Here is a 22,199-nt window from a genome sequence, read left to right as displayed (position 1 = left end):
CTCAACGCATCACTTTGGGTCGCCGGGCTGTGAGCAGACTGCAGTGTCGAGCTGTGCCTCCGACGGTTCCCGCTGAACAACGGCCCGCGACCGGAATAGCGGCACTCAAGACACGGCAAGCAGGGGAGAGAGATGACCATACCGATGGCCGAGTTCGAGAACTTCGACTCTCCCACTCCCGGCCTCGACAGCCTTGCGAATGGCATCGCTGCCGACGCTGACCAACGCGGCCTCCCCGTCCTGCTTCCAGCATCGATAGATCGCCTGGGCGCGAGACGACGCGAATGCCCTGCGCGCCCGCGCAAGGCGCTCGGCCTCGGTGGATGACGACGATCGAAGCTGCTCGAAGTACCAGCGCATCTCGTTGACGACGACGTCTCTGAAGGGTTCCGTCAGCTGGTACTGCACCGCGTGCCTGGCACGCTCCGCCATGCCCGGAAGGTGCGGAGGGACGACAATGCGAAGCGTCCAGATGGGCAGGGCGCGCAGCAGCGCCGCGTGGCGCTCGAGAAACACCCGGAAGTCGTCCAGGTCCGGGCGGTCGATGACGTAGACGATGACACCTCGGCCGGCGAGGTGAATGCCAATGGGGAGTCGCTCCGGGAAGAGCCGGACCTGCCGCGTGTCGCCATCTCCAATCGTCACGTGCGGCAACTCGGTCGGTGCGATCCCGGTGAGCGCCGACAGGTGCGCGGCCTTCTCGGCGGCTGTGGCGAGCCAGATCAGATCGGGATCCTCGACGATCGCGTCGAGCACCATCAGCCGCTGGATCGCTCGGTTGATCGTCAGCCGTCGTCGCAGTCCGCTGTCAGACTCGCCGATGGCCGCGTACAGCGTGCGCTGGGTGACGTGGTAGATGCGAGCGCGGTTGTGGCGGCAGTCGTGCATCGACGCGTAGCCGAGGCGCACCAGCTTGGCGAAGAACTGCCGCGTCTTCTGCCCGTGCACGATGCCGCAGAAGCGTGCGTACTGACGCGGAACGCAGACACCAGCGTGCAGCATCACGGTCGTCAGAAACCGCGCCTGACGCTCGGTAAACCCCTTCTTGGCGACGGCTTGCACCCGTTCGTCGAAGAACATCAGAGGAACTCCTCCATGTAGCCGCGTGAACGACTGCCACCACGCCCTCCCCCACCACCCCCGCGACCGGAGAAGTAGAGGCTGAACCCGGAGCCCGACTTTCCCGCGGCGTGCGCACCTCGGTAGTGCGGCGTCATGACCTCGACATCGCGCACGTCGTCGCGGCCGTCGATGTCGTACTCGATGCGCAGGTCCGGGAACTGAACGTGTCCCTGGTCGTCACACGGCAGGCTGTGTTCCTGCGCCCAGGCTTCGATCTCCAGTAGGCTCCGCTCCGGCCGTCCATCGCTGTCCTCGCGGTCGCGATTCGGCTCCTGCAGAAATGCCTGATACTCGGCCTTCAGCTCGTTCTCGAGAACGACGCGGTGGATGGTCGCCCCGGCGTCATGCAGATGCTCGGCCTCCTCGAGGTACGCCCGGTACAGTTCGGCGTCGTGCTTCAACTCGCGCGGGCGCTGCACGCCGTGCGTGAACGTCTGGCGGTCTGGCGCATCCTGGTCGCGACGGTGGGATTCGAGCAGGTCACGCCCTTCCTTCGTCAACGTGACCACGGTGGTGTCGCGGTCGACCCGGTGAGTCTGTACGAGGCCTTCCCCGCGGAGGTGCCACAGATCACCGTGTCGAGGATCGAGGGGTTTGTCGAACGCGTCGCGCAGGTCGTCCGCAGGGATGGCGCGGAACGCCCCCACCGAGGCCAGCGTGCGGCTCTCCGAGCCACGGAGCATGTGGCTGTGTTCGCGCACCCAGACGTGCTCGCGTTCCTGACCACGAGGCAGTCTGACGTGGCCGGCGAACACCTCACGCGGCTCGACGCGTTCCCGCTCCCGCTCGCGGGAATCTGTGCCACTGCGGCCGCCTCGACTCAGGTCGCGTGAGCCGCTTTCGCGCTCTCGCGCGTCATCACCCCATCGTGGGTCGTACATCGGCGAACTCCTTGAAATGCAGCGGAAAGTGAGCGATCACGCTGCCGTCCAACAGAGAAGCCGACACAGTCGGGGGTGAGCCCCCGCAACCAACTCTTCGCACAGCGCTCCAGCGAAAAGTTGTCTCGTCGAAGCGCCGCAGGCGCGAAGGCGGACCATACGGTGCTCTGCAGAACCCGCTCACGGTAGCGGGTTTTGTCGTCCTGGGCATTCAGGCCCTCGCGTCCCCTCCGAGTCCTGTCGCGAGTTGATTCTCTTCCAATCGGCGCCTGGACCAATGCTCGTCCATCGTCTGCGTGAACTCGGCGCGTACCAGTTTGGCGCGGGCCGTCAGCACACCACCCACTTCGCGCCGCACGTAGAGACCCTCTGGGGTGCCATCCGTGACCTGCGACTTTCCGAGCAGTGTCGTCAAGCGCGCAACGTCGTAGCGCCCACGGCCCAACTCCGGCACCGTTCGGATGTCCAACGCCTTCGTAAACTCGGTGCGCCTGTCGACGCTCCAGAACCTACCCTTCCGTCGGTCGTAGACGTCGAAGGCGAGAAACCAATCAGGCAGGTGCGTGTACCGCACGCTGTGCCGGGCGTAGCACCATTCGCCAAAGAGCAGGAGTTCAGGTCCCAGCGCCTGGGCAAGGGCGTGGCGTCTGGTGGACAGCCAGCGCTTGAGTGGCTTCCACTGCCCCTGCGGGGCATCGAGGTCGAGATAGCTGCCTCGATTCTGACCCCGGATAGTGCCGTCCTCATCCACCGAGAAGCCGAGGTTCGCACCATCGACCTTCTCCTCGACGATGACATCACCAGCGAGCAGAGCCTCCACTTCCCGGGAAGCCAGGACCTTGTCGTGGCGAGGCTTGCCCGCTCCAAGCCACGTCAGGTGCGGCGTGTGTGGAAAGCGAACGAACTCCATCATCGTCCCCTTCCCTTCCGACGCTTCTTCCTATCGTCGAAGCCCTGGATGTCCCCCGGGCACAGGAACTCGACGTTCACCCCGTGGTCGCGAAGCGCGGGCGCCCAATCGATCCACTTCGAGTCCGTGGCCTGCGCGACAGGCGGGCGACCCGCATGTGCGCACGCCACGGCCACGAACTTGCGGTCGGCCGCGTCGAAGGTCTCCAGCCGGTCGTCTTCCGGGAAGCTCTCGAACCCGCGCTGCTCGTGCTCGAGGAGCTTCACCTGATCGCACCGTGCCGCGTTGGCGTTGTTTCGCAAGAGCCACTTCACGAATGCATCGCCTGGTCGCTTACCGATATGCGGCGTTGTTCTGTTCTTGTACTCCTTCAGGATGCGGTACTCATCATCGATCACCACTCGTCCGCCGGTCACGATCTCGTGGAGCCTCCGAGCACAGGAGACGATACACGCCTCGCTCACGCCAGCATGCTGACGGTTGGCGGTCAGGATGACATTCGTGTCGACGACGACGGTCATTCGCTGGCCGCTCGCCGCCTGGATGCCGCCTCGGTGCGCGCCACGATGTCACCCATCTCGTCGCCGAAGAAGTTCTCCGGCCAGTTGGCGATGTCGCCGAGGAGATTCACTTTCAGCTCCTCCAGTGCGGCTCCCGTCGAGGTGGGTTTGGCAAAATAGATCGCGACGTCTTCCGGTACGAGGGCCTGTTCAGCGATCCGTCGTTGGAGCCGGTTCAGGAAGTGCTCGGAGTGTGTCTCGATGATCAACTGCACATTGCGCGGACGTCCCCGCTCGTATGCCTGCACCGCCGAGATGAACACGTCGGCCAACTCCGCCTGAACCTGCGGGTGCAGATGAATCTCAGGCTGCTCCATCCACACAATCGACTCCGGCGGGCAATAGAACGCCTGAACGAGGGCAGGAAGAACCTGAGACACGCCGAAGCCAACATCCGGAAGGCCCACTTCGGTGTGCTCGCCACGCGTCTTGACCTTCACTTCATAGTCTCTGCGACCTGGTGCGGTTGGGCGTACCGTGAAGCTATCGATCACACCGAGATCGACGAGCCATTGCGCAATGAACCTGGTGAACGACTGCTGACGCTTTCCCTTGCTGCGGTTGAGTCTCCGACCCGCTGCTTCCGCCGCGAGGATGCACGCAATGGCGTACTGGCCGTTGGTGCCAACAGTCTCGGGAGTGTTGCCCGCCCAGCCGTAGGTGCGATGTGGACGCTCACGAAGCGGCCCCAGGTAGCTGATCGACCCGAGCATCCGCTCGACCTCGAGCGCAAAGCTCGCGAGGAAGTCGGCATTCTGGAAGCGCGCAAGTGAGTGCTCGGAAATCCGGTAGAACTTATCGGGCGGGTCGAGCGGCCACTTGCGACCTACGGCATGAACGAGTTTGTAAGGCTCAGTACGGAGCTGAACCCTACTCCCTTCGTTCGAGAGCCTTGCCGTCAGTACCGGCCTGTCGTCTTCGCGAAGCTCATATCGAACCGTCCGAACCGCGGGTTGCTCGTTCGCCCCGGCGGCGATTGTGCTCGTGAGTGAGAGTCGGTTGCCCTGGTAGACTTGCTTTCTGTCCAGCGGGTTATGCACCTCCAGTTGGCCGGGGATCGTCCATCCGAGGTGGAATTCGAGCATCGCCTTCTGGTCATGCCCATGCAGCGTCTCGATAAACGTCCCCAGGTCTATGAGAGAGCTTTCATCCCCCGTGTGCAGTGCACGGCGCCGATCAGCGGAGGATGCGGTCTGCTTGAGGGCGAGCAGCAGATGGCCCAGGCTGCTCTTGCCGGCGCTATTGGCGCCGAACACCACCGTGAGCGGCGCGAGTCTAACCTCGCCAGTGTCCTTCCATGCCTTGAAGTTCTTGATCCGCAATGTGGTCAACATGTCTATGTCCCTGGTGCAAGGGCTTCGGTCGCGGGTGCCTGACTTGACTACACGCTGCTGCAGGCCTGTCAGTCCTACAAGACGGCTTTCAGCCCCTTGTCCGCGATCACGTTCAGCAGCTTCAACGCGGGTCCAGCCGGCCGCGTGTCGCCCTGCTCCCACTTGCGGACGGTCGAAGCCGTCGTGTGCAGCAGGTGTGCGAACACGGGCTGGCTGAACTTCAGCCGCTCGCGCAGCCGCTTGATGTCCGCCGCAGTGAACTCTCGTACGGGCGGAGGGCAAATCGCGTCGAACTGCCGCATCGTCACCTTGCTGATGGCACCGATCTTCTCCAGCGCGGCGAGGTCGCCACGAAGAGACTCAATGAGTTTGCGGGACACAATGCACCTCCACCAGTATGCCGCCTGCAGCGCCTTCGCCAGGTCTGCAGGAGAGAGTTCCAGGAATACCTTGCCGGCGAACTGCAGGGTCTTCTTCTCCTCCTGATGCGATGTTGGCCTTGTCCTTCTTCGCGAAACCATGCAGGAACACGTAGCGCTTGCCGATCCGGGCCGAGAGTATGGTCCGGTACCCGCCACTCTTGCCGCCACCAGATCGAATCACGCGCGTCCTGTACAGGAGGCCGCCCCGATCGGCGTCGATCAGGCCGTTCTCCATCTCCTTGGCGGCGTTGTACAAGGCGTCCTTCTCTCCAGCCTGCCAACGGGCGAAGTCCTTGCGCTTCAAGACGGTCATCTACGAGTCCGACTCCTAGAAGTATACCCGATACGGGCAGTATCGACTTGAGCGAAGGGCGATACAGGAGGTGCGCTCAGCTTGAGGCAATCGTGTTGAAATCACTCCACATATCGCATGGAGGACTTCACCGACGTCGCGATGGCGGCCCGGCGCGTGGCCTTCGACGGTGACGCATTGGTGGCTGCGATTCGCGCCACGTTCCGGCGTCGGCAGACGCCGCTGCCCGACGGCGAGATCCTCGCGCTCACCGAGGAGTTCACCGCCGATGAGCGCGACTCCTTGTGGGCCGTGGTTGCAGGACTCGCTTCCGCCCGTTCGCGTCCCATCGCGCGGGCCCAACACGGTCTCGTGGAAGTCAACAGGATCGCCTGGTCACACCCTGCAAGGTGATGAGTCCGTGTCCACGCCATCACAGTCCGTCCTGATCCGTCTGCCCGGCGTCCGTTCGGGGCACACCATCGTGTCCGGCACCAGGGTCGGTGTCCATGATGTCGTCGGTATCGACCCGCAAGCTCGACGACGTGCCGGCAGCGCCACGCCGACGCGACGTGGTGCCTCCCCAAAGACGTGCCGCCGAATCAGCCGGCAGGCCGAGTCCTCTTCCGATCCTTCCACCACAACTCGAGCGCCAGCGCCGGCACGCCCACCACGAACAACGCGTAGAACGGGGCGTTGACGACGTCGAACTGTCGCATGAGCATTTCGACCAGGGCGACAACCACAACGACGACCACCCGACCGCGCGGCGTGCTGAGCGTCGTGCGCGGGTCGGTGATCATGAGGCAGATGTAGAGCTGATACATCGGCCCGGTGATCGGCGCCACCGCTGCCAGCCACGGCGTGCCATCCATGACACTGCGTGCGGACGCGAACACGACGAACGCCGCGACGTAGGCGAGGCTGACATCGAGCCGGCGCGCACGCCAGGCGATGGCGATGCCGATGACCCAGATGAGGATCATCGGCCCGAGGTGGTTGCCCCACTGATTACCGAGAATCGACGTCGCGTTCGGCGCAAGCAGCACGAGCGCGCTCACGCCGAAGTTCGACGGATTGAACAGGTGCCGCCCCTTGAAGCGCACCGCGTACTTGGACGAGGTCGACAGGAGGCTGGCGAGCGCGTACGGCCAGAGGAACGGCGATCGCAGGAGGATCCCCACGCTGATCCCGCTCATGTACGAACTCGCCAGATTGGGCCAGTGACCGAGGACCATTCGTCCAAGCACGATCTCGCCTCCCATCGACACGAGGATGGCCAGGGCCGTACCCTGGAACGAGATCAGGATGCCGAAGATCAGCTGGGCCGGAATCAGCAGCAGCGTGATCAAGATCGGCGGCAGGAACCTGCTCGACAGCATGGCGGCCCAGCGCGAGCGCGGTGCGATGAGTGGCGGCACGGAGGCAGGGACCAGCGCCGTCATCGTGCGGGCTCCGTCACGTGCATCAGCCGATCCACCGCAGGCTGTTCGATGGTCTGGACGCGCCCGGACGGCCAGCGGACCACCACGCGGTCGACGGTCGCTGACGTGCCGAGCCCGAAGTGCAATGCGCGCTGGCCCTGCGCACTGAAGCCGGTGCCCCCATCCACCACCTGCACTTGATGCCGCCCGTTCCAGTACACCGTGACGCTCGCGCCAATCGCGCTGCGGTTGCTGACCGTCCCTTCGAGCGCAACGCCCAGCCAGTGTCGACCTGGCGCCACGGTGTTCCTGTAGATCAGCAGCGGGCCGCGCTGGTTGGCGACGAGCACGTCGAGCGTGCCGGTGTTCGACAGGTCGGCGAACGCGACGGCACGGCCGTCGAACGTGTCCATGACGCCGACAGCGGGAGCCACGTCGAGGAAGCGCCCGGCACCGTCGTTGATCCAGACGTGCGACCGCTGATAGCCCGACAGGCTACGGCCGTGCATGGCGGGCCAGTTCCTGGCGTCGCTGATGATGCGCGTGTGCCCCACGGCAATCTGCGAGAAGTCGTACCAGTAGCTCCTGCGATCGGCAGCCGACACGTAGCCGTTCGCGAGGAAGAGATCTTGCCAGCCGTCGTTGTTCAGGTCGCCGAACACGGCGCCCCAACTCCAGCCTCCCAGACGGACGCCCATCACCGTCGCCATGTCCTCATACACCGGCCGCGCGTCGGGCGACGGCGGCGCCTGCGGCACCCACAGGTCGTTGCCCTGCACCAGGATGCCCGGCTCGGAGATGTTCGTCTTGTAGATCGACAGGCGGCCGTCGTTGAAGACGTCGCCGAACGTCGCGCTCATCCCGCTCTTCGGCGTACGGCCGACACCCGCCTCGCGGCCGACCTCGACGAAGGTCTTCCCGCCTCGGTTCTCGAACAGCTGCGAAATGCCGTAGTCATTGGCCAGCAGGAGCGCCGGATAGCCCGTGCCGAACACGTCAGCCGCCGCCGCGGCCAGCGTCCAGCGGTTCGACGTCAGCCCCAGTGCCTCCGACGTCTCCTCGAATGTCCCGTCGCCCCGGTTGCGGAACAGATACTTGCGTCCACCGTTGTTGGCATACTCGAAACTCTCGGGCATGATGCGCGTGGTCTGCAGATGCCAGAGATCGATCTGCTCGGACCAGTACCCGGCAACGAACAGGTCGAGGTGGCCGTCGTTGTCGTAGTCCCACCAGATGGCCGTGCCCGCGTTGACCCACTCCGGCAGGCCGGCACGATCGGAGACACGCGTGAAGCCCTTGCCCTGTTCGTTGTGGAACAGCTCGGGTCGTCCGTACTTGTAGAGGAAGAGGTCCTCGTAGCCATCGTTATCGTAGTCGCCCCAGACAGCGCCCATCGAGACGCCGGTACCCTCGGTGTTGACGTCGGCGACGCCCTGCTCGACCGCCACGTCGGTGAACGTTCCGTCGTCGTTGTTGCGATACAGGCGATTGCGCGCGCCGATGTCGCTGTTGGTGACGTAGAAGTCCTGCCAGCCATCGCGGTCGAAATCAGCGACGGCAACGGCCGCACCCATCGAGGCCACCTGCGGCATGATGTGCGCGAGTTGTGGATCGAAGGTCGGCTCCTGGTGTTCGAACGACACGCCGAGCACCGCAGACGCTTCCTGCAACAAGAAGCCGTAGCGTGAGATCGACGCCTCGCCCGCTGGCGTTGCGGCAAACGTCGTCCCGACACGGCGGTTCATGACGGTCACGGCGACGAGCGTGCCGACCACCACGACGATCGCCAGCCACTGCACCGCGCGTTGTGTCTCAGGCGAAGTCATCGTTTCCTCCCGTCGGACCTCGGCAGCCCGTTACGCCTTCCTGATGTCACGACGCGGATCCTCGGCGTTCGCCTCGATCGTGGGCCGGGCCGGCCCGGTCGCATCGACAGGCCCGGCACGCAGCGGTGTTGCCATGTTCGTTGCCTGTGCCTTCGGCATTCTGAGTTGAGAGGACGACCCAAGCCTACGAGTGCGGAAAGACGGAAACGTTGCGCCAGCGCAAAACGCCGGGGTGAATATGCGAGACAGAATGGCTCGGGGCATGAGGTGCTCGTGATGCAACGGTCAGCCGCGGTCGTCGCCGTTGTTTTCGGTGTGGTCACGTTGGTTGCCGGCAGCCGCGTGCTGGCGGGCCGCAGCCCGGGGTTCGTCGTCTTTCTCCCGCTGCTGGTGTTCAACGTCTTCATGGGAGCGGCGTACGTGTTTGCCGGCTTGCGCACCTGGCAGGACGTGCGACGTGGACGCCGATGGGCTGCGGCCATCGCGCTGGTGAACCTGCTGGTCTTGGTGACGATTGCCGGGGGGTATCTCACGGGATTCGGTGTCGCTGCCGAGAGCCTGGGTGCCATGCTGCTCAGGACTGGCGTCTGGGTGGGACTGTTCCTGGGGCTGTCTCCTGCGGCACGACGCGCTGACGCGTCCGAAGCCCGGACAGCGGCACAGGATGCCGCTGACGACACGTGGGTGATTCGACCTGCGGACGACGGGCCGGCAACGGTCTCGGCGTTCTATGCGGCCGACCACGATGACATCGATCGATTGTTCGACAGGTTTCGTGATGCGAAGACCGGTGATCGGACGGGGGCGCTGCTCTTGTATCGCGCCTTCAAGGCGCGGCTCGTGCGTCACATCGGGTGGGAAGACGACATCCTGTTCCCGCTGTACGAGGAACTGTCCGGTCAGACCGACAACGGACCGACGGCGGTGATGCGCAGCGAACACCGCGAACTCATTGGACGGCTCGATTCGATTGATACGACGCTGGAGCAGGGCGAGGCGAGCACCAATGCCGATGAGTCCGCGTTGCTCGAGGCGCTGGCCAGGCACAACTGGAAAGAAGAGAACATCCTCTATCCCCTGATCGACCGGCAGGTGTCGAGAACCGATCGGGCAGCCATCTTTGCCAGGATGCGCGCGGAAGCCGGAGACACCGTGCCGAACTGGGACGGACCTGCCAATCCCTGCTGATCACGGCGATCACACGAGCGCGGGTCGGCCCCACATCAGACCCAGTTCAAGCGCGTGTGCGGCTGAAGCTACCTGTTGGCGCAGATCGCGACGTCAGGCTCCGTGTGACGTCGGCCGACCCGTCGTCCGGAAGATGGTGCCGCCGATGGCCAGCGCCAGCAGGCCGGGCACGACGAGCAGGAGCATCCCCCAGTCGAAGCGGACGTCCTGGGTCAGCGCGTCGATCTGCAGGCAGCGGAACAGCACGTTCTCGCCCGGGCGACTGTAGAGGGGGACGTAGACGCCCTTCAATTCGAACAGGGCGGATTTGAGGCGCGAGGCATTGACCGTCGTGCCGAGCAGTACGCGGACCACGGTGCCGTCGCGCACGGCGGCAACGAGCGACGGGTGATCGAACTGGTTGGTGGCCTGGACCGGCTCGTACCAGAAGCCGACGGCCTCGGCAAGGCGTGCGACATCGGCCGGCGTGCTGGTGCCGAACAGCCACGCGCCGCCGGACTCGACGCCCACGGCCGCAGCCGTCGCCCTGGCATTCTCGAGGGTGTCGTGGGGATCGAAGCTCAGGCTCAGCACGCGGTACTCGCTGCCGAGTCCCCCGTTCTGCTCCACGGCCGTGTGCAGCGATCGCAGGAAGGGCGTGCACGTGCCCGCGCAGTGGCTGTAGAAGAGCGTAACCAGGAGCGGCGTGTCGCGCCACAGGTCGGCGAGACGGACGTGTCGTCCATCGATGAGTTCGACGTCGATGTCGGGAACCGGCATGTAGAGGTGTTTCGACTCCTCGCGCACCAGGTCGACAGGCTCATTCCCGCGCGAGGCCGACAGCGGCGCCGGCCACGCGATCGCGAGCACCGACAACAGCGTCACGCCTGTCCACGCCAGGCGCCCGCCGACGCGCCGGCGATCACGCCCCATAGGCTCTCACCCAGTTCCGGCCGGTCTCGTAGATGTAGAAGAGGAGCCCCAGCAGGAAGACCGCGGCGAACACCACGGCGATGCCTGCGTAGATCGCGCCGTGCGACAGTTCCGCGGGATAGATGGCATAGCGTCGCGGCACCGATTGCGCGCCGGCCAGGTAGAACATCAGCAGGAACCCGTATCCGCCCACCAGCATCAGCGTGACGATGGTCTTCTGGAACGGGAGACTCTCCGGCATCCGTGCGCGCTCCTGGCAGTAATGGTAGAAGTAGCCCAGCACCATCAGCACCAATCCCTCGATCATGTAGGAGTGGAAGTGGGCGGGTACCCACAGGGTGTTGTGGAACTTCGAGTTGAGCGCGATGGTGGAATCGATCACTGCCCCGAGTCCGCCGATGCCCCACCCCATCAGGCCGAAGAACGGCAGCGTGAAGCCCAGGCTCCAGCGCACGGGCGCGCGGTAGACGATCGCCACCGCCCCGAAGACCGTGACGACGGCCGCGGGAATGGAACTCATGTAGGACGCAATCTGCCCGACATACTGGAGCGAGGTCGGCTGCACGAAGTCCATGTACAGGTGGTGGAAGTACGCCAGCAGGACGATGGCCAGGACCGCGTTCCAGGAAATCGCGACCACCCTGTTGGTGTGCCATGGACGGCCCGTGTAGTGTGGGAACGTGTCGTAGACCACGGCCACGGCCAGGTACAGGCTCAGGTTGACCAGCAGGTGCCCGAACAGGAACGTCAGGTTCTTCATCAGCAGCGCGTCGTTGCGCGTACCGGTGAGCATCTCGTTGTAGAACAGCAGCAGCACGGCCACGCCCGCGAGCAGGCACGCCACCCCGGCGATGAGGCTCGTGGTCACGATCAGGATGGCCGGCGGGACGTCGGGCCCTTCGACGCCGCGAATGTAGTGCCAGCCAAGCGCCTGGCCGAGGGAGTACTTGCGCGCGATCGCGCGCAGCAGATCGATCGTCCAGACGAGCCACGTCGTGCCGAGCACCGTCAGCGATACGAGGAAGGTCAGCGTGGCCCAGACGGGCCAGCCGACCGAGAACGGCAGCGGGTACAGGAAATACCAGCCAGCGGCAAAGCGGCCGAACAGGACGCTGACCAGCAGGAGCAGCACGCCGGCAATCGTCCCGATCAGCGCGAAGGTCGAGACCGCGGCGCTGGGCTGTGTGTACCGCGTCAGCACGCGGGACGCACAGGCCATGGAGGCGACCCACCACAGGCCGGCCATGCCGACGCCGTGCAGCGTCATCATCGGATAGAACCACGACTGCGTCGAGGCCATGGTGTTGGCCTGGATGGCGCGCAGGAACATCCCCGCCAGCAGTAACAGCGGGAACAGGATGAACGTGACGCCAATCCAGTGCAGGGTGTGTTTCGGGCTCAGTTCCATGGGTCCCCGCTATTCGTCCGTCAGTCGACGCACCGTCAGCGTCGATTGCATCGCGTGATGCGCCAAGCCGCAGTATTCGAGGCAGAGGACCCGGAAGACGCCTGGGACTGCCAGTCGCACGCGCAGGCGATTCACATAGCCGGGCATCGCCTGAGTCTGGGCGACGATGACGTGGTCCGGATCGTAGAGCGCGAAGTTGTGCGTGACGTCGAGGCTCGTCACGCGGAATTCGACGAGGGCGCCCACGGGCACTTCGAGGGTGTTCGTGACAGGCACCTGCCCGATGTCGGCGTCGGTCGTGATCGGTTCCGAACTGTAGAGGAAGCCGAATTGCCTGGCCGTGACGTAGACCAGTTCGTCGGGCGTTTCGAGATCGTCGGGGTACGGCGTGCGTGGCAGAGTGGCGGCCAGCGTGCCGAGCACGAGCACGGAGGCGCCGATGAAGAACTTGCGGCGCAGCCTGTAGGCCGCCTTCATGTCGATGGTCGGGACTGGTTGCCTGGTGCTCCGGACCACCTGCCAGAAGGCCACGACCACGGCCATCGACAGGCCGAGGAAGATCACGAGGCCGGCCAACTGGGTCCGTCCGAGTCCGGCGGTGAGGATGGCCAGACCAGTCGGCCGCGGGACCGGCGCTGCCGGTGCGACTGCCGGTGTCGCCGCGGCTTGTGCGCTGACGTCGGCGAGGTAGTCCAGCAGAGCGCGGGCCTCGGCCTCCGACACACCGAGGGGGGGCATCGGGATCTGGTTGAACTGGTTCAGGAGCGCGACGGCGACGGGATCCTGCTCGGCGATCATCCGATCCGGTTCCATGATCCAGCGGATGAGCCACGCCTCGTCGCGGCGTTCCGTGACCCCGACCAGGTTCGGGCCGAGCATGACCGGACCGTTGACCTCGACGGAGTGGCACGCCATGCACTTCCCCTGGAAAGCGGCCCGTCCGGCCTCGACGTCTGCCGACACGCGGCCCCACGGTGCGCACAGTATGCCCAGCGCGGTAATCGCCCACATGTGCTTTCGCATCGTGCCCGCCTCGACCTTCTGCTGAACCGCCCCGGACAGCCGCACGCAGATTCGTGGGCCGTGACCGACGGTGCGGCGAGTCTACAGCGCCTGCGCGGAGCAGATGTTGACGGCCGTCAAACTCTGGCGGGAGGTATCAGCGTGAGGTACGAGAGGCCGGAGGCGCGTTGCGGCAGCAAAGAAACCTCCGCGACGGCACAGGATGGCGCCGGTCGCGGAGCCGCGGCGATGGCTGCGAGAGGCCGTCGGACTCACCTCCCGCATCGCCGGACGTCTCCGCCGGCGTGCGTGTCTCACCCGGACGGATCACCATTGGCATCACCCGAACAGATCGCATGAAGACGAACCGCAGTGACGCCGCGCGTCGTCGAAAGGGACCCGGACGACGACGGCGTCCTGGAGTACGCTGTCACGGCGAAGGCAGACTCCTCTCTTCCGGCGAATGAGGCGAGCGCTGGAGTTCACGAACAAGCGCGCCCCGCGCCAGTCCGGCGGGCGATCACACCAGGTCCACGAGTGGAGCGTCGTAGGGCACGTACAACGGGTGCCCAGGCGTGCCGTCCCGGGTGAGTCTGACGGCCTTCGTAGCGATCCCATGGGCTCGAAGCAGCGCCAGCACCTGAGAGCCACGCCGGCGAGCGATGCGCTTTGGCCCCCAGCCGCAGATGACATGAAAGGCACCGAGGCAGGCATCGAGGAGTTCTGCGTCGGTGTCGGGGCCGACCGGATCGTGCACAACGTCGAGTTCGGCTGGTTCTGTGGCGACGTAGGCGAAGAGGTTCATCACGACGATACCTCCGGCGCCGAGTCGCCGCGCGCGCTCGATGCAACGCACGATTGTCGGGTCGTCCTGCGTTTCGTCAGCTACTGACGGGTTGAGCATGATGAACACGACCGGCGGAATCGTCCGATCCCATGTCCGCCAGAGACGGTAGCGATACTGCCGGTCCGAAGAGAACCGGGCGCCTCGACCGATGCTCATGCCGGGAGCCTAACCAATCCGTTGGGCGTCCTCAAGCACCGGCGGAGCCGAGGTTCTACGACAATGTGTCCAGTCCTGCCGTCTGAGGAGACGGCCGAGGCATCCGCGGCGCGGACCATGCCCGCGCGGCGCCGATCGTCAGGCTCGCAACACGCGGTGGTTGGCCACGACCAGCGCGGCGAAGACCGCGAGGCCGACGGCCTGGTGCAGCAGGGCGAGCGTCAAGGGCAGATGGAGCCAGAGCATCGTGATGCCGAGCACCATCTGGACGCCGAGCAGAGCCAGCGTCGCGGCGACCGCGCGTCGCGAGGCGAGGGGCGCGGCGGCGCGGCGAAGTCCGATCGCCAGCGCAGTCACCGTCAGCACGACGGCGAACGCGAACCAGCGGTGGAGCCAGTGCACCACGGGGGCGTGCTCGGTCAGCGTTGCCCAGTTCACGCCGTTCGCGAAGAGACCGGCCGGTATGAGCGAGCCGCCCATCAGGGGCCACGAGTACGACACGTGACCGGCTTTGAGCCCGGCAACGAGTCCACCGTAGGCGATCTGCAGCACCACCACTGCCAGCACGGCGAGCGCCGCGCGCGAGCCCGGTGTCGAGGCCAGGGCATGCCGCCGGCGCGGGACCGACGCGTCGCCGTCCATCGCGGTCCACATGGCGAGGCCGAACAGCAGGATCGCCATCAACAAGTGGATCGTCAGCCGATAGTGACTGACGGCGGGCGTCTCGAAGAGGCCGCTCGCCACCATCAACCAGCCGAGGAGTCCCTGGAGGCCGAAGAGCACGGCGAGCATGAGGCATGTGGCCGCGCGCCGGCGCGACAACATGCCGCGCCACATGAAGATCACCATCGGCACGACAACGGCCAGGCCTGCCAGGCGCGCCAGCAACCGATGCGCCCACTCGATGTAGAAGATGCGTCGATAGCCATCCATCGTCATCGACGCGTTGACCAGCCTGAACTCGGGCGACTGCTGATACTTCGCGAACTCGACCTGCCAGGCCGCGTCAGACATCGGTGGAAGGATACCGACGACAGGGTTCCACTCGACGATCGACAGCCCGGCGCGCGACAGTCTGACGAAGCCGCCGATCACGATGAGACAGAAGACGACGACCGCCACGCCGCGAAGCCACTGCGTGACGCGCGGATGGTCAGCAGGACTTCGAAGCGACACGTTCACAACTGCCCCACCGCGGCGGCGATGACATCCGGGTTGCCCTGGACCACGTAGTGGATACGCGCGTCGGCGCCGACGACGTAGACGAGTGAGGGATGCGACAGCGCGCCCGTCTGCTCGTTGCGAATGCGCGGGATGCGCCACGCGTTCAGCACGCGCTCGACGCGCTCGACCGGTCCCGAGAGCACGCGCGCGCCCTCGGGCAGGCGCCACGCCTCCGCCATCGACGCGAGCCGACTCGGCGTGTCGCGCCACGGATCGAGTGTGATCACGACGATGTCCGGTGCCCTGTCCTCGAGACGACGAGCGGCGTCGACAACGTCAGTGACGATCAGGGGACACACCGTCTCGCAATGCGCGTACGCGAACGTCACGAGCGTGACGCGGCCAGCGAAGTCGGCGGCTTCGACCGTCTGTCCCGCCTGATCGACGAGCCCGAGCGCGGGCAGCGCATCGTTGACGCGCGTGAGCGACGCGGCGACGTCGCGCTCCCCCACCGAGAACGGCTCGCCCCGCGCATCGATGACGCGACCCGCGGCAGCCACCAGGCCTGTGACCAGAAGCGCTCCCACGGTGCCGAGCGCGATCTGCCCCACCACGCCTCTGCTCAACGCGCGGATCCCGGCACGTACCTCCACGGGCCAGACTGCCAGGAGCATGATCAGCATCCCGATCGGCTGGCCGAGCAGAAGCAGCCACCCGCCGGCATTGGGCAGTCCGTCGAGCGTGGTGCCGAAGCACGCCGCGCGCGTGCGCAGCACCCACGACGGCGTGTCGTCGGCCACGGGCCAGAGCGCGAGCGCCCACCAGAGGGCCGTGATGGCCAGGATGGCGGCCAGCGCCGTCAGCGCCGGCCACGTACGGCGGTGCGTCGTCATCCGATCCTCCAGAGGAACGACAGGACCTTCCAGTTGACGAAGAAATAGAGCACGAAGGCCGCGAGGAACACGAAGGCCAGCGTCAGCGTCCCCGGCGTCGGACCGAACAGCCCCGGCGCTCTGCGGTGCAGTTCGGCGCTGCGCTCGGCCACGTCTGGCGCGTGAACGGGCGGATGCGTGAGGCCCTGCGGCACACCCACCATCGCCACGCCGCGCGTGAGCGTGCCCAGCGGTTCACCGAAGAACACGGACTTGACGGCGATCGCGATGAAGATCAGCGCGCCTGTGACCGCCGTGAGTCCGCCAAGCGCGACCACGGCGAGGATCAGGTCCACGATCGGGTTGAACTGCACGTCGAAGGGCGCCTGGCTGAAGCTGATGTCCCAGTGGCGTCGCGGCACACCGAAGCTGCCGGCGAAGGTCATCGACATCGTGAAGACCAGCATGCCGCCGGCGAACAGGTACGGCTGGATGCGCGCCAGCTTCCAGAACGCGACCTTCTTCTCGAAGATCAGCGGAATCAGGTAGTAGGTGGCCCCCATGAAGGCCATCGCCGTCCCGCTCACCACCGTGGCGTGGAAGTGTCCGGGCACGCGCAGCGTGTTGTGCACGATGATGTTGATCTGCTCGGTACCGATCGTCACGCCCGTGATGCCGCCGACGAACCCGAACACCACCACCGAGAAGACGAGCGAACTGAAGCCAGGATCACCCCACGGCGCGTGGCGCAGCCATCCGAACATGCCGGCCGTGTAGCCGCGCAGACGCATGCCCAGCTCCATGCCGGCCGGTACCGTGAAGCCGTGGATCATCGACGCGAGCACCGCCATGTACATGAAGTAGCTCGTGTTGACCACCTTCCAGGCCGGTCCCATCCCCGGGTCCACCAGCAGGTGATGCGCCGATGCCATCGAGATGAACAGGATGTAGAGCACGAACGCCGTGCGGCTGATCTTCTCGTTGAGGACGACGGCGCCGATGGTGAGCGCGCCGAGCATGTACCAGATGGCCACCATCGCCGCCACGTTGATCTGCTGCGACGAGTGCCCCAGCGCCCACCAGATCAACCGGTAGACCTGCGGGTCGACCTCCATCAGGCCGAGCGACCAGAAGAACGTCGGGATGTAGATCAGCGCGCCGTGCACGAGCGTGATGACGGCGATGATGGCGGCCGTCATCGCCCCATAGACGACGAGCGGCAGCGTGCCTTCGTGCGTCTTCTCGCGTTTGGCAACGGCCACGTTCACGAAGAACATCGCCGTCGTGACGAGCGCGCCCACCGCGAAGAGGATCACGCCGAGGTAGAACATCGGATCGGCGCGCAGCGGCACGTACGACGTGAAGAGCACGTCGGCTCGCCCGGCCCACATCATCCATTCGACGGTGATCGCGCCGATCAGCATGAGCCCACACGCGAACCATGTGGTCTTCACCGCCGCCTGTCGTGCGTTGATGAGCACGGTGCTGGCAAAGATCAGCACGGCCATCTCGAAGAAGATGATGAAGAAGATCAGCATGCTCATGCCGTGCACGCCGAGGATGCGATAGAACCAGTCGGCCGGCAGCAGATGCACGGCCTGCCAGCGCGTGAGCACCAGGAGCGCGGCGGCGATGGCGCCGATGAGGAGCGACACGATCGAGGTCACCGCGTGCACCTTGATCAGCCGCTGGGCCGCCAGATCGATCCGGCGACCGGTGGCCGGACACACACGGAACGTTGCGGCGGTCATCGCGCGCCTCCTGTCGGCGCGGTCGGCTCGGCATCTTCGACGATCACGCGGCCCACCATCAGGTGATGGCCGATGCCGCAGAACTCGTTGCAGATGATGCGGAAGTCGCCCGTGGCGTTGGGCGTCACACGCAGGCCGTAGTCGTAGCCGGGCACGACCTGGAAGTTGACGTTGATCGGATACAGCGAGAACCCGTGATTCACGTCAACCGACGACAGGTGCAGCGTGTACTCGACGCCCTTCTTCAACTTGAGGACCGGCGTCCACGTGAACGACCGCGCCAGCAGGTAGATATCCGATCCCGGCGGCGGCTCGACGACGGGGAACCCGCGGTCGTAGCCCACCTGATAGGCGGCGGTGAATTCGGAGACGCGCTTCTGGAAGGCTTCCGGCGTGACGCGCCGCCGGATGCCCGAGGGGTTCTGGCCGCCCTTCCAGTGCCAGAGCGGCATCATGATGAACAGCACCATGCACCAGATGAAGGCGATGGTGACCCACATCTTCTCGCTCTTGTGCGCGGGGACCCACCACTTGCCCGTGGGCGCTTCGAGTCCGGTGTGTATCTCGGTGTGCATGGAAGGCCTCAGGGAAGCGACGCGGGCGGCAGGCTGTAGATCTCCCACAACCCCCAACCGGTGTAGAGGGCGAAGACCACGACCATGCCCGCCACCAGCAGGAGGAGGACGTTGTCGAAGAGCCGTTGGCCGAGAGGAACTTGATCGTCTGACTGGGAACCTGGGGACGGGCCGCTCATGGTGCGCCTCCTGTGTCGTGCGCCGACGATATGCGGCAACGGACGAGCCCGGTATGACAACGGTCATATGCGCGACAGGTTCCGGCTCCTACGATCACGGCCGACGTGACGCATCGCCGCGAGTCTGTTTCAGAGTGGCTGCTGGCCCGGGCTGACGCCCTCGGCAACAAGTGCTTCGGCCCGCAGGCCAACCCCCTCTATCAGAGCGGCACGCTCGTCGTGGCGCTGTACCTCGTGCTGGTCGTCACGGGTGTGTGGCTGATCCTCTTCTACCGGATCGGCCAACCCTGGGAGTCGGTGGCCCGGCTCACGGCCAATCCCTGGATCGGGAACTGGGTACGGGGCCTGCACCGCTTCGCGAGCGACGCCGCCATCGTCGCCACGCTCGTGCACGCGGTGCGCATGTTCGTCCAGGGCCGGAGCTGGGGCGCACGCGCGTCGGCCTGGACCTCCGGCGTGGGCCTGCTGCTGTTGCTGCTCCTGTGCGGGTGGACCGGATACGTGATGGTCTGGGACACGTTCGGCGAGTGGCTCGCGCGAGAGGGCGCGCGCATCGTCGACGCGCTGCCCATCGTGTCCGAGCCCATCAGCCGTGCGTTCACGGGCGAGCGGCCGGTCCAGAGCGTTTTCTTCTTCCTCGCCCTCTTCGCGCACATCGGCATCCCGCTGGCGCTCGGCGTCGTCTTCTGGCTGCACGTCAAGCGCCTCAATCGTCCGGCGTTCCTGCCGCCCCGCGCGGTGACATGGACCGTCGTCGGCGCGCTGGTCGCGCTGTCCATCGTCTTTCCGCTGACGATGGCGCCGAAGGCCGACCCGTTCGTGCGGCCTGACACCGTGCCCATCGACGTGTTCTTCGCCTTCTGGCTGCCCATCACGGCAGCCATGGAGCCACGGCTGGCGCTGGCGGCCGTTGTCGGCGCCGTCGGCCTGCTGCTGCTCGTGCCCGCGCTCACGGCACGACGGGGCACCGCGCGCCTGCCGGCCTCCACCGTCGACGAATCGATCTGCACCGGATGCGTGCAGTGTTCGATCGACTGCCCGTACGGCGCGATCACGATGGTGCCGCGCGACCCGCCGCATCCGCGATCCCTGATCGTCGCGCGGGTGGACCCGTCGCTGTGCGTGAGCTGCGGCATCTGCGCGGCGTCGTGCGCGCCGATGGGCGTGGGCCCGCCTGGACGCACGGGCCGCGAGCAGGTCGGCACCGTTCAGGCGTTCAACGCCGAACCCGCGCGCCGTGCTGGTCAGGTCGTGGCGGTCGTGTGCGAGCACGGCGCCGGTGCCTATCGCGAGGCGATGACCGGATCCGGCGCCGCGATCTACCCGGTGTCGTGCGCGGGCAACCTGCACACCTCGGTGATCGAGATGCTGCTGCGCGGTGGCGCGGCTGGCGTGCTTGTCGTGTCGTGTCCGCCGCGCGACTGCTGGCATCGCGAGGGACCGGCGTGGCTGCACGAGCGCATCTACAACGGTCGCGATGCCGAACTGCAGGAGCGCGTCGATCGGCGTCGCGTGCGCGTGGCCAGTGCCAACGCCGCGGAACCGGCGATCGCGATCGCGGCGCTCAACGAACTGACGCGCGACGTCGCGGCGCTGGACCGCCCGGCGCCGGTGTCCGAGCCTCCGGAACTCGTCTGCGTATCACGCGTGGAGGAACGACGATGACGACCCGTACCTCGCACATTGGTGGAGTGCTCCTCGCGGGGGCGATCGTGTTCGGCCTGCGATGGGCATCGACCCTCGCGGTGACGATGTCGCCGGGCGACGAGGCCGTGCTGCGCGTGGCGTTTCGCGCCCGGCCCGAACGCATCGAGGTCTGCCGCGACAGCACGCCCGAGGAACTGGCCGGCGTGCCGGCGCACATGCGACAGACGCGTGTGTGCGTCGGCGGACCCGCCACGTACCGCCTGCAGGTGCAACTCGACGAGCACGTGATTGCCGACGAGATCGTCCACGGTGGCGGCCTGCGCGGCGATCGGCCGATCTACGTCTTTCGCGAGACACTGGTGACGCCGGGCGAACGGGTCATCACCGTGCGCTTCACGCGGCAGGAAGCCGGACCGCCGGCACCGGCGAGCGCCGTGCCCGACTCGCTGGTACTCGAGCGGCGGGTACGGCTCGTGCCGCGGGGCGTGGCCCTTGTCACCTACGACGAGGAAGCGAGGACGATGGCGGTCCGATGACGGAGTCGGAGGCTCGGACCGGCGACCGGGGTGATGCGCCTGACGCGACATATACTGCCGCGGTGGCACTGGCAACGCCGTCGATTCTGGCCGAGACGGATCTCTTTCGACGCGTGAGTCCCGAGGATCTGCAGCGCGTGGCCGAGGTGTCGGCGGTGCGCACGTACGATCGCGGCGATCGCGTGTTCGACGAGGGCGACCCGTCCGATCACTTCTTCATCGTGCTGACCGGACGCGTCAAGGTCTTCAAGCACCTGCCCGACGGCCACGACGGCATCCTCGGCATGTTCGGACCGAACGGACCGCTCGGCGCGATCGCGACATACGAATCGAAGCCGTATCCCGCCGCTGCCACCGCGCTCGAACCGACGACGTGCCTGGTGATTCCGCGCCAGGCATTCTTCGCCCTGCTCGAACGGCAACCATCGCTCGTCCGCGGCCTGCTCGGCAGCCTGTCGCTCCGCCTCGTGGAACTGACGACGCGGCTCGCCGACATGAGCGGCAGCCGCGTGGAAGTCAGGCTCGCCCGCTTCTTCGTGAAGCTCGGCGAACAGATCGGCCGTCCGGACCGCGGCGGCCTGTTCATCCCGCTCGTGCTGGGGCGACAGGAACTGGCCGACTTCACCGGCACGACCATCGAGACCGCCATCCGCATCATGAGCCGCTGGAGCCGCGAGGGCGTACTGCGCACCGATCGCGACGGCTTCGTGATCCTCGACGCGGCCAATCTCGCGAACATCGCGAACGGATAGCCCCACACGCCGGGGCCGTATGACGGCCATCATGGCGCACGAACGTGCGCCGCCAGACAATCGCGGGCATGAGGCGCATGCACTCGTTCGTCACTCGCTGGGCTGGCCTGGCCGCTGTCATCGCGGGCGCGACGGCAGCAGGCGGCTGCGGCGGCGACACGTCCGCCCCTTCTACCGGTGGTGGGCGCGCACTGGACACCGAAGTCGCCGTCCTCACCGACGCGCCTCACGTGCCGCCACCGATCACCCGGACGTATCCGGCCAGGGTCGTCGTCACGCTCGAGGCGCAGGAAGTCGTCAAACGTCTCGCCGATGACGTGGACTACACGTTCTGGACGTTCGGCGGCTCGGTGCCCGGCAAGTTCATCCGCATCCGCGAGGGCGACGAGGTGGAGTTCCATCTCAACAACCATCCGGACAGCAAGATGCCGCACAACAT

At 66.1% G+C, this 22,199-nt stretch carries 22 protein-coding genes and 2 pseudogenes; 6 read left to right on the top strand and 18 right to left on the bottom strand.

The features are described 5' to 3' along the window. Positions 1 to 105: 105 nt before the first annotated feature. The 7 genes and pseudogenes from IT182_17955 to IT182_17925 form a co-directional block, all read right to left on the bottom strand. Positions 106 to 1,080 carry a hypothetical protein gene (locus IT182_17955; GenBank protein MCC6165233.1) on the bottom strand — a complete coding sequence of 325 codons (975 nt, stop codon included), beginning with the start codon at positions 1,078 to 1,080 and terminating at the stop codon, positions 106 to 108. Next, positions 1,080 to 2,003, bottom strand: coding sequence for a hypothetical protein (locus IT182_17950; protein ID MCC6165232.1), 924 nt, complete (start codon positions 2,001 to 2,003; stop codon positions 1,080 to 1,082). Before IT182_17950 ends, IT182_17955 begins: the two co-directional genes overlap by 1 nt. Positions 2,004 to 2,214: 211 nt before the next feature. After that, positions 2,215 to 2,916, bottom strand: coding sequence for an RNA ligase family protein (locus IT182_17945; protein ID MCC6165231.1), 702 nt, complete (start codon positions 2,914 to 2,916; stop codon positions 2,215 to 2,217). Next, complete coding sequence (locus IT182_17940; protein ID MCC6165230.1) at positions 2,913 to 3,434, bottom strand: hypothetical protein; 522 nt, start codon at positions 3,432 to 3,434, stop codon at positions 2,913 to 2,915. The genes IT182_17945 and IT182_17940 overlap by 4 nt, the downstream gene beginning before the upstream one ends. Beyond that, positions 3,431 to 4,807: a DUF3696 domain-containing protein gene (locus tag IT182_17935; GenBank protein MCC6165229.1), complete on the bottom strand. Its 1,377-nt coding sequence runs from the start codon at positions 4,805 to 4,807 to the stop codon at positions 3,431 to 3,433. The genes IT182_17940 and IT182_17935 overlap by 4 nt, the downstream gene beginning before the upstream one ends. A 74-nt stretch (positions 4,808 to 4,881) precedes the next feature. Further along, positions 4,882 to 5,187 (bottom strand): DNA-binding transcriptional regulator, encoded by a 306-nt coding sequence (locus IT182_17930; GenBank protein ID MCC6165228.1) that lies wholly within the window; start codon positions 5,185 to 5,187, stop codon positions 4,882 to 4,884. Then, positions 5,168 to 5,542 (bottom strand): annotated as a pseudogene (locus IT182_17925) (type II toxin-antitoxin system RelE/ParE family toxin). The gene IT182_17930 and the pseudogene IT182_17925 overlap by 20 nt, the downstream one beginning before the upstream one ends. 117 nt (positions 5,543 to 5,659) lie before the next feature. Here IT182_17925 and IT182_17920 point away from each other — a divergent pair. Next, complete coding sequence (locus IT182_17920; protein MCC6165227.1) at positions 5,660 to 5,935, top strand: hypothetical protein; 276 nt, start codon at positions 5,660 to 5,662, stop codon at positions 5,933 to 5,935. 188 nt (positions 5,936 to 6,123) lie between these two features. Here IT182_17920 and IT182_17915 read toward each other — a convergent pair whose 3' ends face one another. Both IT182_17915 and IT182_17910 read right to left on the bottom strand, forming a co-directional pair. Further along, the gene (locus tag IT182_17915; GenBank protein MCC6165226.1) at positions 6,124 to 6,966 is read right to left on the bottom strand and encodes a hypothetical protein; all 843 of its coding nucleotides are present in this window, start codon (positions 6,964 to 6,966) and stop codon (positions 6,124 to 6,126) included. Continuing rightward, the gene (locus IT182_17910; GenBank protein ID MCC6165225.1) at positions 6,963 to 8,771 is read right to left on the bottom strand and encodes a CRTAC1 family protein; all 1,809 of its coding nucleotides are present in this window, start codon (positions 8,769 to 8,771) and stop codon (positions 6,963 to 6,965) included. Before IT182_17910 ends, IT182_17915 begins: the two co-directional genes overlap by 4 nt. Before the next feature lie 276 nt (positions 8,772 to 9,047). On the opposite strand from IT182_17910, the gene IT182_17905 reads away from it, so the two are divergent. Continuing rightward, positions 9,048 to 9,959, top strand: a complete 912-nt coding sequence (locus IT182_17905; GenBank protein ID MCC6165224.1) for a hemerythrin domain-containing protein — start codon at positions 9,048 to 9,050, stop codon at positions 9,957 to 9,959. Positions 9,960 to 10,052: 93 nt separating this feature from the next. Here IT182_17905 and IT182_17900 read toward each other — a convergent pair whose 3' ends face one another. From IT182_17900 to IT182_17860, 9 genes are all read right to left on the bottom strand, one after another. After that, positions 10,053 to 10,871, bottom strand: a complete 819-nt coding sequence (locus tag IT182_17900; GenBank protein MCC6165223.1) for an SCO family protein — start codon at positions 10,869 to 10,871, stop codon at positions 10,053 to 10,055. Then, positions 10,861 to 12,279, bottom strand: a complete 1,419-nt coding sequence (locus tag IT182_17895) for a cbb3-type cytochrome c oxidase subunit I (protein ID MCC6165222.1) — start codon at positions 12,277 to 12,279, stop codon at positions 10,861 to 10,863. Before IT182_17895 ends, IT182_17900 begins: the two co-directional genes overlap by 11 nt. A gap of 9 nt (positions 12,280 to 12,288) precedes the next feature. Next, entirely contained in the window at positions 12,289 to 13,302 is a 1,014-nt protein-coding gene (locus IT182_17890) for a c-type cytochrome (GenBank protein ID MCC6165221.1), read from the bottom strand. 499 nt (positions 13,303 to 13,801) lie between these two features. Continuing rightward, complete coding sequence (locus IT182_17885) at positions 13,802 to 14,284, bottom strand: DUF1643 domain-containing protein (protein MCC6165220.1); 483 nt, start codon at positions 14,282 to 14,284, stop codon at positions 13,802 to 13,804. A gap of 138 nt (positions 14,285 to 14,422) precedes the next feature. Further along, complete coding sequence (locus IT182_17880; GenBank protein MCC6165219.1) at positions 14,423 to 15,466, bottom strand: COX15/CtaA family protein; 1,044 nt, start codon at positions 15,464 to 15,466, stop codon at positions 14,423 to 14,425. Further along, positions 15,463 to 16,341 (bottom strand): SCO family protein, encoded by an 879-nt coding sequence (locus tag IT182_17875; GenBank protein MCC6165218.1) that lies wholly within the window; start codon positions 16,339 to 16,341, stop codon positions 15,463 to 15,465. The genes IT182_17880 and IT182_17875 overlap by 4 nt, the downstream gene beginning before the upstream one ends. Continuing rightward, positions 16,338 to 18,071 (bottom strand): cbb3-type cytochrome c oxidase subunit I, encoded by a 1,734-nt coding sequence (locus IT182_17870; protein MCC6165217.1) that lies wholly within the window; start codon positions 18,069 to 18,071, stop codon positions 16,338 to 16,340. Before IT182_17870 ends, IT182_17875 begins: the two co-directional genes overlap by 4 nt. After that, positions 18,068 to 18,634, bottom strand: coding sequence for a cytochrome c oxidase subunit II (locus tag IT182_17865; GenBank protein ID MCC6165216.1), 567 nt, complete (start codon positions 18,632 to 18,634; stop codon positions 18,068 to 18,070). The genes IT182_17870 and IT182_17865 overlap by 4 nt, the downstream gene beginning before the upstream one ends. 20 nt (positions 18,635 to 18,654) lie before the next feature. After that, entirely contained in the window at positions 18,655 to 18,825 is a 171-nt protein-coding gene (locus IT182_17860; protein ID MCC6165215.1) for a hypothetical protein, read from the bottom strand. A 105-nt stretch (positions 18,826 to 18,930) separates the two neighbouring features. On the opposite strand from IT182_17860, the gene IT182_17855 reads away from it, so the two are divergent. The 4 genes and pseudogenes from IT182_17855 (at position 18,931) to IT182_17840 (ending at position 22,199) form a co-directional block, all read left to right on the top strand. Further along, positions 18,931 to 20,490: a cytochrome b N-terminal domain-containing protein gene (locus IT182_17855; GenBank protein MCC6165214.1), complete on the top strand. Its 1,560-nt coding sequence runs from the start codon at positions 18,931 to 18,933 to the stop codon at positions 20,488 to 20,490. Continuing rightward, positions 20,487 to 21,008, top strand: a complete 522-nt coding sequence (locus IT182_17850; GenBank protein ID MCC6165213.1) for a hypothetical protein — start codon at positions 20,487 to 20,489, stop codon at positions 21,006 to 21,008. Before IT182_17855 ends, IT182_17850 begins: the two co-directional genes overlap by 4 nt. Before the next feature lie 62 nt (positions 21,009 to 21,070). Further along, on the top strand, positions 21,071 to 21,760 hold the full coding sequence (locus IT182_17845; protein ID MCC6165212.1) for a Crp/Fnr family transcriptional regulator: 690 nt from the start codon (positions 21,071 to 21,073) through the stop codon (positions 21,758 to 21,760). Between the two features lie 224 nt (positions 21,761 to 21,984). Continuing rightward, positions 21,985 to 22,199: pseudogene (locus IT182_17840) on the top strand (multicopper oxidase domain-containing protein).

The sequence above is a fragment of the Acidobacteriota bacterium genome (assembly GCA_020845575.1).
Classification (GTDB): domain Bacteria; phylum Acidobacteriota; class Vicinamibacteria; order Vicinamibacterales; family Vicinamibacteraceae; genus Luteitalea.
The sequence above is the reverse complement of the archived record's forward strand: the minus strand, read 5'-3'. Positions and strand labels throughout refer to the sequence as shown.

What these genes read in the sequence shown, in the direction of transcription:
- IT182_17955 (MCC6165233.1), bottom strand. Translation starts at nt 1,080, where the DNA reads ATGTTCTTCGACGAACGGGTGCAAGCCGTCGCCAAGAAGGGGTTTACC.
- IT182_17950 (MCC6165232.1), bottom strand. Translation starts at nt 2,003, where the DNA reads ATGTACGACCCACGATGGGGTGATGACGCGCGAGAGCGCGAAAGCGGC.
- IT182_17945 (MCC6165231.1), bottom strand. Translation starts at nt 2,916, where the DNA reads ATGATGGAGTTCGTTCGCTTTCCACACACGCCGCACCTGACGTGGCTT.
- IT182_17940 (MCC6165230.1), bottom strand. Translation starts at nt 3,434, where the DNA reads ATGACCGTCGTCGTCGACACGAATGTCATCCTGACCGCCAACCGTCAG.
- IT182_17935 (MCC6165229.1), bottom strand. Translation starts at nt 4,807, where the DNA reads ATGTTGACCACATTGCGGATCAAGAACTTCAAGGCATGGAAGGACACT.
- IT182_17920 (MCC6165227.1), top strand. Translation starts at nt 5,660, where the DNA reads ATGGAGGACTTCACCGACGTCGCGATGGCGGCCCGGCGCGTGGCCTTC.
- IT182_17915 (MCC6165226.1), bottom strand. Translation starts at nt 6,966, where the DNA reads ATGACGGCGCTGGTCCCTGCCTCCGTGCCGCCACTCATCGCACCGCGC.
- IT182_17910 (MCC6165225.1), bottom strand. Translation starts at nt 8,771, where the DNA reads ATGACTTCGCCTGAGACACAACGCGCGGTGCAGTGGCTGGCGATCGTC.
- IT182_17905 (MCC6165224.1), top strand. Translation starts at nt 9,048, where the DNA reads ATGCAACGGTCAGCCGCGGTCGTCGCCGTTGTTTTCGGTGTGGTCACG.
- IT182_17900 (MCC6165223.1), bottom strand. Translation starts at nt 10,871, where the DNA reads ATGGGGCGTGATCGCCGGCGCGTCGGCGGGCGCCTGGCGTGGACAGGC.
- IT182_17895 (MCC6165222.1), bottom strand. Translation starts at nt 12,279, where the DNA reads ATGGAACTGAGCCCGAAACACACCCTGCACTGGATTGGCGTCACGTTC.
- IT182_17890 (MCC6165221.1), bottom strand. Translation starts at nt 13,302, where the DNA reads ATGCGAAAGCACATGTGGGCGATTACCGCGCTGGGCATACTGTGCGCA.
- IT182_17885 (MCC6165220.1), bottom strand. Translation starts at nt 14,284, where the DNA reads ATGAGCATCGGTCGAGGCGCCCGGTTCTCTTCGGACCGGCAGTATCGC.
- IT182_17875 (MCC6165218.1), bottom strand. Translation starts at nt 16,341, where the DNA reads ATGACGACGCACCGCCGTACGTGGCCGGCGCTGACGGCGCTGGCCGCC.
- IT182_17870 (MCC6165217.1), bottom strand. Translation starts at nt 18,071, where the DNA reads ATGACCGCCGCAACGTTCCGTGTGTGTCCGGCCACCGGTCGCCGGATC.
- IT182_17860 (MCC6165215.1), bottom strand. Translation starts at nt 18,825, where the DNA reads ATGAGCGGCCCGTCCCCAGGTTCCCAGTCAGACGATCAAGTTCCTCTC.
- IT182_17850 (MCC6165213.1), top strand. Translation starts at nt 20,487, where the DNA reads ATGACGACCCGTACCTCGCACATTGGTGGAGTGCTCCTCGCGGGGGCG.